This is a genomic window from Frigidibacter sp. ROC022 (genome assembly GCF_024723735.1).
GTDB lineage: Bacteria > Pseudomonadota > Alphaproteobacteria > Rhodobacterales > Rhodobacteraceae > SLM-1.
On record NZ_JANQDU010000003.1, the window covers coordinates 437502 to 451754 of the forward strand.

Sequence of the window (14253 nt, forward strand, 5' to 3'; positions counted from 1 at the left end):
CTCAGGTCAGATAGGCCGCGGTGAGGCCGTCGGAAAGCTCGGCCAGCCGGACCCGCATCCGCAGAAGCCGCCGGGGCGTCACCTGATCGGGGGTCAGCACCGCCAGATCGGTATGCAGTTGAAGCACCTGCCGCGACAGGGGCGACATCTCTCCCTGTATCACCGAATTGGGCAGCATGGCGATCTGATCCTTCACTTCGGAAAGCTGGAACAGCACCGAACGGGGGTTCAGGCTGTCCAGGGCCAGCAGATCGATCACCGTGTTGCGGTTGGTCTCGACCGAGAAGCGGCGCTTGTGGGTCATCACCGAGTCGCCGATCTCGACCGCCACGTCGAGACTGCCCTCGGGCGCGTCGGGGGCGGCCAGCCCGGCCAAGGTAACGCACATCCGGTCGGCCCGTTCCAGCGCCCGGCCGATCGACAGGAAGCGCCAGCCGAAGAAGCGATACATGTTCTCGTGCACCAGCCCGGTGAAGCCTGCCGTCTTGCGCAGCAGCACCGACATCGCCCGCGCCGCGTCGTCGCCGGGCTGCACCGAACCTTCCATCCAGCGCACCGTCTTGGCCAGATCGCGCAATGCCAGCCAGCCGTCGATCGAGAACCGGTCGCGGACCTTGCCGGCGCAGCCGACGGCGGCCTCGACCTGTTCGTTGATCTGCGGCGGGATCGGATGCTCCAGATCGGCGCCGCTCCTGGTCAGATGCTCGCCCAGATGGTCGAGCAGCGGGGTCGATTCGAGCCCGGTCTCGGCCATCCTGAGGTGATAGCAGCGCATCTGCCGCATCAGGCCTTCGCCGCGCTCCATGTAGCGGCCGAGCCAGAACAGGTTGTCGGCGGCGCGCGAGGGCAGGGTGCCCTGCGAGCGGCGGACATAGGCCCCCGGCGCCGGATGGGCCAGGCTGTCGGTGGCCACGGCGTGATCCGAGACGATCCAGACATCGGCGACGGAGCCGCCGTTGCGCATCGCCAGCGCGGTCGCGTCCTCGGTCCGGCCGATCCGCGCATAGCCCCCCGGCATCACCGTCCAGCCCTGCGGGGTGCGGGCGGCGAACACCCGCACCGTCATCGGGCGCGGCACCAGGCGACCATCTTCCCAGGCCGGGGTGGTCGATAACGTCACCGCCTGCTGGCCGACCAGGTTGGGTGCCTCCTCGTCCAACCAGGCCTCGACCGAGCTTCGCGCCTCGCCGCGGAAAGCGCCACCGAGCGCGGTGGTGTCGTCGATCTCGAAGGGCAGCGAGGTCGAGAGCGCCGGGCCGACCATCATCTGCGCGGTCTGTGCCTTGACATGGGCCAGTTCCGTGGGCTGGCCGCACCACCAGGTGGCGATATTGGGCAGCAGCAGCGGCCCGCCCAGCAGCTTGCGGGCGATCGCCGGCAGAAAGGCCAGAAGGGCGCGGGTCTCCAGCACGCCCGAACCGAGCGCATTGGCCATGGTCAGCGTCCCGGCCCGGATCGCCCCGACCATTCCCGGCGTCCCGAGTTGCGAGCGGGCGTCGAGCTCCAGCGGATCGGCGAAGGCGGCGTCGAGCCGGCGCCAGAGCACCGAGATCGGTCGCGGTCCGGAAATGGTGCGGACCATCAGCTGGCCATGATCGACCTTGAGATCCTCGCATTCGAGCAGCAGGAAGCCGAGATAGCGGGCGATATAGGCGTGCTCATAATAGGTGTCGGTATGGCTGCCGGGGGTCAGGATCGCGACCCGTCCGTCGCTGCCGCCGGTCATCCCGTTCATCGCGTCGCGAAAGCCGCGGAAGAAGCCGGCCAGCCGCTGCACGTTGGCATGGGCGAAGAAATCCGAGAATACGCGGCTGGTCGCCACCCGGTTCTCTAGCGCGAAGCCGGCCCCGGACGGGGCCTGGGTCCGGTCCCCGAGGACGAACCACGAGCCGTCGGGTGAGCGTCCGACCTCGAAGGCCAGCATGTGCAGGAAATGCCCGCCGCGCGGGGTGACACCGACCAGCGGCCGCAGCCATTCCGGGTTTCTGGCGATCAGCTGCGGCGGCAGCAGCCCGTCCGAGACCAGCCGTCCCGGCCCGTAGAGATCGGCCATCACCTGTTCCAGCAATTCGGCGCGCTGGACGATCCCGGCCTTCAGGCTGTCCCATTCGGACTCGGCGATCAGCACCGGAACATGGCTCAGCGGCCAGTCCCTTTCGGTCGAGATGCCGCCGCCGTTCTGCCGGAAGAACACCCCGGCGTCGCGCAGATACTGGTCGCCATGGGCAAAGCGGTGCAGCACCTCGTCATCCGAGAGCCGCGACAGAAAGCTGATCAGCCGTGACCAGACCGGGCGCAGCTCGCCACTACCGGTCAGCAGTTCATCCGCGACCCCCGGGTGCGGGTGATAGTCGCGCAGCAGGTCGCGGCTGGAGTCGGGCAGCGCAGAGGCCATGTCACAATCCGTCGGGGCGCCTGAGATCGAGCGTCATCGGAAACTCGGGATGCGGCCGGTCGTCGGGCATTGGGTAGCTGCCGGCGGTATGGCCGGTCTTTTCGAACCGGGCAAGTCGCCGCGCTTCGGCCTCGTTGCCGTTGACCGGGAAGGTCTCGTAATTGCGTCCGCCCGGATGCGCGACGTGATAGGTGCAGCCGCCGAGTGCCCGGCCGGTCCAGCTGTCGTAGATGTCGAAGGTCAGCGGCGCATCGACCGGCAGCACCGGGTGCAGTGCCTCGGCCGGTTGCCAGGCCTTGAACCGCACCCCGCCGACCGCGGTTCCGGCCGCCAGTCCCGGGGTCAGCGGCACCCTGCGCCGGTTGCAGGTCACGATGTAGCGCTCGGGGTCGGTGGTGGTCAGCTTGACCTGGAGACGTTCGACCGAGCTGTCGGTATAGCGTACCGTGCCGCCGATCGCGCCCTTTTCGCCCAGCACATGCCAGGGTTCCAGCGCCTGCCGCAACTCCAGCCTGGTGCCTTCGTATTCGACCTCGCCACAGAACGGAAAGCGGAACTCGGCCTGGGCCTCGAACCAGTCCGGGCGCAGTTCGAAGCCATGCGCCTTGAGATCGGCCAGCACGTCGAGGAAATCGGCCCAGACGAATTCGCGCAGCATGAAACGGTCGTGCAGCGTGGTACCCCAGCGGGTCAGCTTGCCGCTCAGCGGGGCCTGCCAGAACCGCGCGATCAGGGCCCGGATCAGCACCTGCTGGGCCAGGTTCATCTTCGGGTCCGGCGGCATCTCGAAGCCGCGGAACTCGACCAGACCCAGCCGGCCGGTGGGGCCGTCCGGGGAGTAGAGCTTGTCGATGCAGATCTCGGCCCGGTGGGTGTTGCCGGTCACGTCGATCAGGATATTGCGCAGCAACCGGTCCACCAGCCAGGGTGGGGCAGAGCCGCCCGAGGCGGGATCGGGAATCTGGCCGAGCGCGATTTCCAGCTCGTAGAGCGTGTCGTGCCGGGCCTCGTCGATCCTCGGGGCCTGCGAGGTCGGGCCGATGAAGAGGCCCGAGAACAGGTAGGACAGCGAGGGATGCCGCTGCCAGTGCAGGATCAGGCTGGCCAGAACGTCGGGGCGGCGCAGGAAGGGCGAGTCGTTCGGCGTCGCGCCGCCGACCACCACGTGATTGCCGCCGCCGGTGCCGGTGTGGCGGCCGTCGATCATGAACTTGTCGGCGCCGAGCCGGCAGGCGCGGGCCTCTTCGTAGACCGCCATCGTGGTCGCCACGCAGTCCTCCCAGCTGTCCGCCGGGTGGATGTTCACCTCGATCACGCCCGGGTCCGGCGCGACGCGGATGACGTTTATCCTGGGGTCATGCGGCGGGGCATAGCCTTCGATATGGATCGGAAGGCCCATTTCCGCCGCCGTGGCCTCGGCCGCCGCGACCAGTTCCAGATAGTCCTCCAGAGCCTCGACCGGCGGCATGAAGACGCAGAGCCTTCCGTCGCGGGGTTCCACGGTCATCGCGGTGCGCACCGCGCCGCCGACCGGGCCGAGTTCCTGCTCGATCACGTCCTGGGTCGGGCCGGTCGCGGCAGGGGCAGAGACCGGCTGCTGGCGGTCGGCCGAGACCTCCGGCGTTTCCGGCTCGGACGCCTCCGGCGCGGCGGCCCGGAAGCTGTCGAAATCGGGCAGGGTGCCGCGCGGCACGGTCGGATCGACGATATAGGTGTAGGGGAACTGCGAGGCAGGAACATGCGGCAGTGCGCCCAGCGGGATCCGGTAGCCGACCGGGCTGTCGCCGGGTACCAGAAAGACATGGCCGCGCCGCAGCTTCCATTTCTCGCTGCGCCAGCCATGCCCCGCCGCCCGGGATTGCCAGCGCTGGATCGGCAGCACATGGCCCGAAGGCTCGGTCAACCCGCGGGCAAAGACCCGGGCGATGCGGTTGCGCTCTTCGGGGTCTTTCAGCCTGGAGTTTTCCGGGGTCACGTTCTCGGGCAGGTTGCCTTCCTTCAGCACCCATTCGGCGGGGTCCTCGAAGGCGGGCACCACGTAGTCGGGTTCGATTCCCAGCTTTTCGGCCATTCCGGTCAGTAGCTTGCCGGCATCTTCGGCGGTGGCTCCGGTCGCGGCGCCTTCCTCGGCGATCAGCCCGGCGTCCTTCCAGATCGGTTTCAGGTCGCGGCGCCAGTAGAGCGAGAAGGTCCAGCGCGGCAGGGTCTCGCCCGGATACCACTTGCCCTGGCCATAGTGCAGGAAACCGCCCGGCGCGAAGCGGTCGCGCAGCCGCCGGATCAGCTTGTCGGCCAGTCCGCGCTTCATCGGACCCACGGCGGCGGAGTTCCACTCGTCGCTCTCGAAGTCATCGACCGAGACAAAGGTCGGCTCGCCGCCCATGGTCAGCCGCACGTCGTTGGCGCGCAGCACCTCATCGACCTTGTGGCCCAGCCGGTCGAGCGCGGCCCAGCTTTCCTCGGAGAACGGCTTGGTGATCCGGGGATGTTCGGCGGTGCGGGTCACCGTCATGTCGAAGCCGAAGTTCACCTCGGCATAGGAAGCCATTCCGACGATCGGCGCGGCATTGCGGTAATGCGGCGTCGCGGCCAGCGGGATATGGCTTTCGCCGGCCAGCAGCCCCGACGTTGGGTCAAAGCCGATCCAGCCGGCGCCGGTCAGGTAGACCTCGACCCAGGCATGCAGGTCGGTGAAATCGTGATCCGTGCCCGAAGGCCCGTCGAGCGCTTCCAGATCGGGCTTCAGCTGGATCAGGTAGCCCGAGACGAAACGCGCCGCAAAGCCCAGGTGCCGCAGCACCTGGACCAGCAGCCATGAGGAATCCCGGCAGCTTCCCGTTCCGGCGATCAGCGTTTCCTCGGGGGTCTGGACGCCGGGCTCCATGCGGATCACATAGCCGACGGCCTGCGCCACCCGGGCGTTCAGATCGACGAGGAAATTGACCGTGTTGTCGGCCTGACGCGGGATTTGTGCGACGAATTCGGCCAGCCGCGGCGTTGCCGGCTCGGGTTTGCGGTAGATCGACAGGTCGTCGCGCAGCTCTTCGGGATAGTCGAAAGGGAAGGCCTCGGCGCTGTCGTCCACGAAGAAGTCGAACGGGTTGTAGACCGTCATGTCCGCGACCAGATCGACCTCGATCCTGAACTCGCGCACCGGCTCGGGGAAGACGAAGCGGGCCAGCCAGTTGCCATAGGGGTCCTGCTGGTGGTTGACGAAATGTTCCGCCGGCGAGACCTTCAGCGAATGCGAGATGATCCGCGTCCGGCTGTGCGGCGCGGGCCTGAGCCGGATGATTTGCGGTGACAGCGTGACCGGACGGTCATAGCTGTAGGACGTCATGTGATGGATCGCCGCGGTGATCGCCATGGAGGCTCAGCTTCCGATGTTTTGCATTGCAGTACAGCTTTGCAAATGCGGGGCCTTTCGGCCAGCTTATTCGCCGTTTCGCGGGCTGCCGTGGCGGAAATGGCCGCCGACGAAGCAGCCGCAGAGCATGTTGCAATCTCGAAGAACAGTCTTGCGATGCTGCTCTCCTTACGGTAGAGCGGAGGTCAGGGGGGGTCGTCATTTAAGCGAGCGACCCTATGAATAACATGCCTTTTGCGGCCATTGCGTCGCGCAAGACCAGTACAGTACAAGCTTCTGATTTCCCGAGTTTCGGCTTCTCATCTTGCGAAAGTCGGCGCGTAAACCATGTCGGTCCCGGTGATGGATGGTGTCTGGGACGTCTGGGCCGCTTTGGCCGGGACGAGTCGGCCACGGCGACCGTCGAATTCGTGATCTGGGCGCCGACGCTGATCTTCATCGGCGTGGCGATGTTCGTGCTCAGCTACTACATCGCGACGATCAGCGAAGTGCAGCAGGTGGTGCATGGCATGGCCCGGGCCAGCATCGGTCTCGTCAATGGCGGTTGGCAGACCTCGGATCTCTGCGAGCAATTGGGCGAGGACGTCATGCCGCGGCTGGTGTCCCAGATGGCGGTGGTGGACCTGGATCGGTTTGCGCCGATGACCGCCTGTCCCGGCCAGCCCGATGCGACGGACTTCTTCACCCTGTCCGTCAGCTACGACTTGCGCGGCAGTTCGCTGCATTCGCTGGGCGCGCTCTTCGGGCTTGATCTGGCAGAGATCACGCGCAGCTCGACCATCCAGCTCTGATCGCGACAGACCTTGCCAGTCAGAACCCAGCAATGAGCAGCCGCAGCGACTTCCGCGTCATTGCCGGGCCGTCCCGACGGGCGGCGCGGTTCGGGGCCGATCAGGCCGGGTCGCTGTCGGTGTTGATGCTGTTCCTGGTGCCGGCCATCATCCTGATCTTCGCGGCGGCGCTGGACATCTCGAAGCTCAATGCCCAGCGTCGCTATGTCCAGGCCCAGGCCGATCTCGCGGCCCTGAGCGCTGTGCGGCACCTGCCTGACTCGGCGGATTCACGGGTGGTGGCGGGCAATGTCGTCTGGCGCAACGGGCAGTACGGACCGGTGACGCTGACCGCCGATGACGTGGTGTTCGGCAATTTCATTCCCGGCTCGGGTCTGCAACCGGCGGCGGATCAGGCGGCGGATCACGGGCTGGATGCGGTCGATGTGACGGTGCGGTCGCGGTTCCACCCGATCCTTCTGGCGGCGATCCTGTCGGACCGCCAGCTCTGGGTCGTGCAGCACGCGGTGGCGACAAGGCGCGACACCGCGGCCTTCACCCTGCGCAACAGCCTGTTGCGTTTCGACAGCAGCGACTCGGTTCTCGACGCGATTCTCGCTGATGAACTCCAGATGAACGCGAGCCTGCTCAGCTACGAGGGGCTGGCGACGACCTATGTGTCGGCCAGAGAACTGGCCGGCCTGGTCAATTTCGAAACCGGGATCGAGGTCCTGACCTTCTCGGAGCTTCTGGATGCGCAGCTGAGCTATCATCAGCTGCTTGGCGGGCTGGCGCATTTCGGTTTCCTTCCGTTGGGCGCTGTCGGCACAACCCCCTTCGGCACGATGCGGCTGGGCGATATCCTGTCGATCTCGCCGCAGGTGACATCTCTCTATGTCGAGCGCAGCCTGCCCGACCTGCGGGTCTCGGTCTTTGATCTGCTTCTGGCGGCGGCCAACCTGTCGGGCAAGAACACCCATCACCTGCTGAATGTCGGCGCCGGGTTGAACGCTGCGCCGCTGGCGGACCCGGCGCTGGAACTGGATCTGATCGATCCGGGGGTGACGGTCTTTGGCCTGGTCAACGGGACCGATCCGCTGATTGCCGAAGTCGCCCAGATCCGGCTGGACGCTTCGGCGTCATTGGCCGGACTGGCCGAGATCGAGCTCGAGTTCCAGACCGCCGCGGCGACGGCCGAGCTTCTGTCGCTGAATTGCGATGCCTCCAGCCCCGAGGATATCCTGGCCCGGTTCCGGGTCGAGATCGACCCGGCGACGCTCTATCTGCACACGGCACTGCTGTCGGCGGTCGGCGGCGAGACGCATGCGCAACACGCGACGATCCCGATAGCCGGCAGCGAGCAGTTCATCGATCTGCGGCTTGATCAGGTCGGGGTGCCGGTCCCGATCGACAACCAGATCACGCTGTCCGCCGTGGCCACCGCGCTGTCGCAGCTTCTGACCGACACCAAGACCGATGTCGAGGCGCAGCGCAGCGGCCTGGGCGGGTTGCTGAGCCCGCTGCTTGCCGTTTTGCTGGGGCAATTGAATTCGCTGGTCTCGACCCTGGGCAGCACCATTGCCGATTTCCCGCTGATTGACGGCGCCGCGCAGGCCCTTCTGGACCTGCTCGGCCTGCGCGTCGCCCCCGCCGACCTGATCTTCCACGGCTACGGCTGCAGTTCGGCGCTGGTGCAGTAGGGGCGGCGAAGGCCGGAATTGCGACCCCCGCCGTGTTCCGCGATCCTGCGTCATGGGGCCACGTTCTCCGGGGTGTTGGCCTCTGCATCGAACGGGTCTGTCGCACAATACGGAACGAGTTTCGCGCCTTGGTTGTGCGTGCCGGTGGGGCCGTGGCTTTTTGCAAATATTGTTGCAGATTGGCCTTTTCATGGCATGGGTTTTGGATACTGTTGTCTCCACAAGGAAAATCCTGGGGGTGGGATCGGGTTCCGTTTGCCGGGCCCGGTGGTTGCGGTCCGATGTCCGCTTGCCCCCGAAATCGTTCGAGAGCGGATGATTGCCGCTGCCAATGTCTTCAACAGGAGGGACCATGACCTTTTTCGCTAACCTGACACGGGCCGGGACCATCGCCCTGTCGGTCTGGGCGGTAGCGCCCATGCTGACGCAGGCGGTGCAGGCCGAGACACCCCAAGACACGCTGGTGGTCGGCAAATCCGCGGATGCGGACAACCTCGACCCGGCGGTCACGATGACCAACAACAGCTGGACGATCACCTATCCGGCCTACGAGCGGCTGGTCCAGTTCAAGGTCGAGGACGGTCGCGGGCTGACCGAGGTCGAGCCCAGCCTGGCCGCCTCCTGGACGACCAGCGAGGACGGGCTGACCTGGACCTTCAAGCTGGCTCCGGGCCACATGTTCGATGACGGCACCCCGGTGGATGCGGCGGCGGTGAAAGCCAGTTTCGATCGGCTTCTGGCGGTCGGCAAGGGCCCGTCCGAGACGATCGGGCCGGTCGCCGAAATCCAGGCACCCGACGCCGAAACCGTCGTCTTCACCCTCAAGGAGCCTTTCGGGCCCTTCCTCTCGGCGCTGGCCACCAACGGCGCGAGCATCGTCAACCCGAGCTTCGCCGAGCACGAGAAGGACGGCGATCTGGGGCAGGCCTATCTTGCCGAACATACGCTCGGCAGCGGACCCTACCGGCTGGAAAGCTGGGAGAAGGATCAGCAGTTCGTCTTGGTTCCCAACCCGCATTACTCGGGGCCGAAGCCGGCGCTGTCGAAGATCGTCGTGAAGGTGATCAAGGAAGCCACGGCCCGGCGTCTGCAGCTTGAGAACGGCGACATCGACATCGTCGAGGAACTGCCGATCGACCAGCTCGACACGCTCAAGGGCACGGAAGGCGTGACCGTCGTCGACGAGCCGAGCTTCTATGTCACCTATCTCTATCTCAACAACACGCATCCGCCGCTCGACAACCCGAAGGTGCGCCAGGCGCTGTCCTATGCGGTGGACTACCAGGGGATCATCGACGGCATCCTTCTGGGCCGTGGCATCCAGATGCAGGGGCCGGTCCCGGTCGGCATGTGGGCCCATGACGACAATGCAAAGCAGTACAACTACGATCCCGACAAGGCGCGGGCGATGCTGGAAGAGGCCGGGGTCAAGGATCTGTCGCTGACCTTCGTCTATGCCAAGTCCGACCCGAACTGGGATTCCATCGGGCTGGTGCTGCAGCAGTATCTGGCGGATATCGGTGTCGAACTGGTCCTGCGCGAGCACGCCTATCCGACGATGCGCGAGAAGCTGAACACCGGCGATTTCGACATCGCGCCCGGCAACTGGACGCCGGACTATGGCGATCCGTCGATGTTCATGAACTACTGGTTCGACTCGCGGCTGCATGGGCTGGCGGGCAACCGGGCCTTCTACACCAACCCCGCCGTCGACGAGATGATCCGCACCTCGGTCAACCTCACCGACCAGAGCAAGCGGGAAGCGCTCTATCTCGACGCGCAGAAGCTGATCATGGAAGATGCGCCCTATATCCTTCTGTTCCAGAAGAACTACACATTCGCGATGCGCGATAACGTGAAGGGCTTCGTCTACAACCCGATGCTGCTGCAGATGTTCAATTTCGAAAGCATGTCGAAGTAACGAGCAGCCACCATGGACGGTGAAACCCGGCGGGCCGTAGCGCCCGCCGGGACTCGCTTTGCCCTCTCCCGAACCGGATTACCGAATGTCTCTGGCCAATATCATCCGACGCAGGTTGCTGCTGCTGATCCTTGTCGTTTTCGGGGTGACGCTGGTCACCTTCGCCATATCGCACATGATCCCGGGCGATCCGGCGCGGATGATGGCCGGCGAACGCGCGTCGGACGAGATCGTCGAGAAGATGCGCGAGAACCTCGGACTGAACAAACCGGTCGCGGTGCAATATGCGATCTATGTCGGCCAGATCGCGCGGGGCGATTTCGGGACCTCGATCCGGACCCAGCGGCCGGTCATCTCGGACATCAAGAAATTCTTCCCGGCGACGATCGAACTGGCGCTGGCCGCCATGCTGTTCGCGATCATCGTCGGCGTGCCCCTGGGGGTCATATCGGCGGTGTCGAAGGATCGGCTGATCGACCACCTCAGCCGAAGCATCTCGGTGGTCGGCATCTCCACCCCGGCGTTCTGGCTGGGGCTGCTGATGATCCTGGTCTTCTACGGCCAACTCGGCATCCTGCCCGGATCCGGGCGCATCGACGGGGTGATCGGGCCGCCCACGACCATTACCGGTTTCTACACCATTGATGCGGCGCTGACCGGCAACTGGCCCGCATTCAAGAGCGCGGTTCAGCATCTGATCCTGCCCGGCCTGACCCTGGGGTTCCTGCATCTGGGCGTCGTGACCCGGCAGATCCGCTCGGCCATGCTCGAGGTCATGAGCGAGGACTACGTCCGGACCGCGCGCGCCAGCGGCCTGTCCCGCCGCCAGATCATCTATGGACATGCCCTGCGCAACGCGCTGATACCGTCGATCACCATGATCGGGCTGGCCTTCGGCGATCTTCTCTACGGCGCGGTGCTGACCGAGACGGTCTTTGCCTGGCCCGGAATGGGGGCCTATGTGGTGCAGTCGATCTCGTCGCTGGATTTTCCGGCGATCATGGCTTTCACGGTGGTCGCCTCGACCGCCTATGTGCTGATCAATCTCTTTGTCGACCTGATCTACATGGTCCTCGATCCGCAGATCAGGGAAGTGGGCTGAGCATGGCACCAGACGCAAATCCGCATCAGGCAACCGTGGCCGACGGCACGCCCGACCCCGAGACCGAAGCGGCCGGCGGCGGGCTGGTCGACTGGGCCTATGTCCTTCACCAGCTGCGCAGCAGTCCGCTGACGATCGTCGGCCTGTCGCTGATCACCCTGGTGCTGTTCACCATGGCCGCCGCACCCTGGATCGCCCCCTACGATCCCAATAGGATCGACCTGACCAGCAGGCTCGCCCCGCCCAGCCTGAAACACTGGATGGGCACCGACCAGATCGGTCGCGACCTGTTTTCGCGGATCATCTGGGGGTCTCGGGTCAGTGTGAGCATCGGCTTCGCCATCGTCGGAATCTCGATGCTGATCGGCACCGTGACCGGCGCGTTCTCGGGCCTGGTCGGCGGGCGGACCGACAGCATCATCATGCGCTTCATGGACGTGCTTCTGTCGTTTCCGTCCTTCGTCATGGCTATGGCGCTGGCCGCCGCGCTCGGCCCTGACCTGATCAACGCCATGCTGGCCATCGCGGTGGTGCGTATTCCCTTCTACGTGAGGCTGGCGCGAGGCCAGGCGCTGTCGCTGCGCGAGCGGCCCTATGTCAAGGCGGCCGTCACCTTCGGCGCGACGAGAATGCAGATCGTCCGGCGCCATGTCGTGCCCAATGCCATGGCGCCGATCATCGTTCAGAGCACGCTGGACATCGGCAGCGCGATCCTGACCGCGGCGGCGCTCAGCTTCATCGGCCTCGGGGCGCAACCGCCGACGGCGGAATGGGGCGCCATGGTTTCGGCAGGGCGCGACTACCTGCTGGACCAGTGGTGGTACGCGACCTTCCCCGGTCTGGCGATCCTTCTGACGGCGGTCGGTTTCAACCTTCTGGGCGACGGGCTGCGCGATATTCTCGATCCGAAGCTGAGGGCGCGGTGAACATGGAGCAAAACCCGTCTCCGGTGGTCGATATCGACCATCTCAGTCTCAACTTCCAGACCTACCGCGGCGCCGTGCAGGCGCTTGACGACGTGTCGCTGCAAGTCCGGCCCGGCGAGATCGTCGGCCTTGTCGGCGAGTCGGGCTGCGGCAAGTCGGTGCTGGCGATGTCGACGATCCGTCTGTTGCCGCCGCAGGGGGTCGAGGTTCCCTCGGGCCGGATATCGGTGCTTGGCCGCGATATCCTGGCCTCCAGCGAGGCGGAGATGGGCGACTTCCGCGGCCATCAGGCTTCGATGGTCTTTCAGGAACCGATGAACGCGCTGAACCCGACGATCCGCGTCGGGCGGCAGATCGTCCAGGTGATCCGCCGCCACGAATCCGTCAGCCAGGAGCAGGCGACGGCCCGCGCGGTCGAGCTGCTGCGCGAAATGCAGGTGTCCGACGCCGAGCGCATCATGCGGAACTACCCGTTCGAGCTCAGCGGCGGGATGCGGCAGCGGGTGCTGCTTGCCATGGCGTTCTCGTGCAACCCGCGGGTGCTGATTGCCGACGAGCCGACGACGGCGCTGGATGTCACCGTGCAGGCGCAGGTGCTTGCGCTGCTGCGGACCAGGGCCAGCGAGCGGGGCGTCTCGGTCCTGTTCATCACCCATGACCTGGCGGTCGTCGCGCAGCTCTGTGACCGGGTCTATGTCATGTATGCGGGCAAGATGGTCGAGGAGGGCTCGACCCGCGACGTTCTGAAGGCGCCGCGCCACCCCTATACGCGGGCGCTCCTGCGCTCTCTGCCCGAGTTCGCCGAGCCGTTGCACCCGCTGGCCTCGATCCCGGGAACCGTGCCCAACCTGATTGCGCCGCCGGGGGGCTGCCGCTTTCGTCCGCGCTGCGCACATGCCTTTGACAAATGCCTGAAACAACCGCCGCTGGAGCCGGGCCCCGACCACCCGGAGCACAAGGTCGCCTGCTGGCTGCCCGAGGGCACAGCCGATGCGGCGCAGGCCGATACGGCAGAGCCGGAGACCCGGCGCCAGACGGGCGAGACGCTGATGCGGCTGGACCAGGTGTCGGTGCGCTTCGATGTCGGCACCAACTGGCTGGGCAAGCCGCGCGGGCAGGTCCATGCGATGACCGATGTCACACTCGACATCCGGCGCGGCGAGACCATCGGCATCGTCGGGGAATCCGGCTGCGGCAAGAGCACGCTGGCCCAGGTCGCGATGGCGCTGCGCAAGCCCAGTTCCGGCAAGGTCCAGTTCGACGGCCAGGACTTGAGCGCGGTCGAGGCCTCGGCAGAGCGCCAGCTGCGTCAGCGCTTCCAGATCGTGTTTCAGGATCCGCAATCCTCGCTCGATCCCAGGATGCCGGTCTGGTCGCTGATCAGCGAACCGTTGGCGGTGCGCGAGCGGCATCCCAGGTCATGGCTGAAGGCCCGGGCCGGAGAACTGGCCGAAACGGTCGGAATCCGCGCCGATCAGCTCGACCGCTACGCCCATGAATTCTCGGGCGGGCAACGCCAGCGGATCGCGATCGCCCGCGCCCTTGCCCTGTCGCCGGATCTGCTGGTGCTGGACGAACCGACCTCGGCGCTCGACGTCTCGGTGCAGGCCCAGATCCTCAACCTTCTGATGGAGTTGCAGCGCAATCTGGGGCTGACCTATTTGTTCGTCTCACACAATGTCTCGGTCATCCGGCACATCGCGGACCGTGTCGCGGTCATGTATCTGGGCGAAATCGTCGAGCTCGGGACCGCGGCCGAGGTTCTGGACGACCCGGTGCATTACTACACCCGAAGCCTGATCGCCTCGGTCCCCCGGCTGGACGGCGACGCCCGGACCGGGGCCGCCGCCGGGTTCACCGAATTGCCGAGCAACCTTAGCCTGCCCAAGGGCTGCTTCTTTGCCGACCGCTGCCCGGCGCGAACCGGGGGCTGCGAGAAACGGCAGGTCCTGGCGCCGGCCGGGGCGGGCGCCGACCGCCTGGTCCGCTGCCATCTTGCACAGGGCTAGGCGCGCCGGAACGTCGCGTCGAACACTCCGGCCGTTGGAGGCCGAGGTGCGGCGAAGGCCGGC

The 14253-nt window shown here is 66.1% G+C and carries 8 protein-coding genes; 6 read left to right on the forward strand and 2 right to left on the reverse strand.

Annotation, left to right across the window (positions count from 1 at the left end):
• Nucleotide 1: 1 nt before the first annotated feature.
• A complete protein-coding gene (locus NUW50_RS13935) occupies nt 2-2395 on the reverse strand; it encodes a circularly permuted type 2 ATP-grasp protein (protein ID WP_258289742.1) in 2394 nt (797 codons plus the stop codon).
• A gap of 1 nt (nt 2396) precedes the next feature.
• The gene (locus tag NUW50_RS13940; RefSeq protein WP_258289743.1) at nt 2397-5762 is read right to left on the reverse strand and encodes a transglutaminase family protein; all 3366 of its coding nucleotides are present in this window, start codon (nt 5760-5762) and stop codon (nt 2397-2399) included.
• A gap of 410 nt (nt 5763-6172) precedes the next feature.
• On the opposite strand from NUW50_RS13940, the gene NUW50_RS13945 reads away from it, so the two are divergent.
• The 6 genes from NUW50_RS13945 (at nt 6173) to NUW50_RS13970 (ending at nt 14190) form a co-directional block, all read left to right on the forward strand.
• On the forward strand, nt 6173-6553 hold the full coding sequence (locus NUW50_RS13945) for a hypothetical protein (protein WP_258289744.1): 381 nt from the start codon (nt 6173-6175) through the stop codon (nt 6551-6553).
• Nucleotides 6554-6585: 32 nt separating this feature from the next.
• Nucleotides 6586-8232 carry a pilus assembly protein TadG-related protein gene (locus NUW50_RS13950; RefSeq protein WP_258289745.1) on the forward strand — a complete coding sequence of 549 codons (1647 nt, stop codon included), beginning with the start codon at nt 6586-6588 and terminating at the stop codon, nt 8230-8232.
• 352 nt (nt 8233-8584) lie between these two features.
• Nucleotides 8585-10153 carry an ABC transporter substrate-binding protein gene (locus tag NUW50_RS13955; RefSeq protein WP_258289746.1) on the forward strand — a complete coding sequence of 523 codons (1569 nt, stop codon included), beginning with the start codon at nt 8585-8587 and terminating at the stop codon, nt 10151-10153.
• A gap of 85 nt (nt 10154-10238) precedes the next feature.
• The gene (locus NUW50_RS13960; protein ID WP_258289747.1) at nt 10239-11255 is read left to right on the forward strand and encodes an ABC transporter permease; all 1017 of its coding nucleotides are present in this window, start codon (nt 10239-10241) and stop codon (nt 11253-11255) included.
• 2 nt (nt 11256-11257) lie between these two features.
• Nucleotides 11258-12181: a D,D-dipeptide ABC transporter permease gene (ddpC, locus tag NUW50_RS13965; protein ID WP_258289748.1), complete on the forward strand. Its 924-nt coding sequence runs from the start codon at nt 11258-11260 to the stop codon at nt 12179-12181.
• A 2-nt stretch (nt 12182-12183) separates the two neighbouring features.
• A complete protein-coding gene (locus NUW50_RS13970) occupies nt 12184-14190 on the forward strand; it encodes an ABC transporter ATP-binding protein (protein ID WP_258289749.1) in 2007 nt (668 codons plus the stop codon).
• Nucleotides 14191-14253 lie beyond the last annotated feature (63 nt).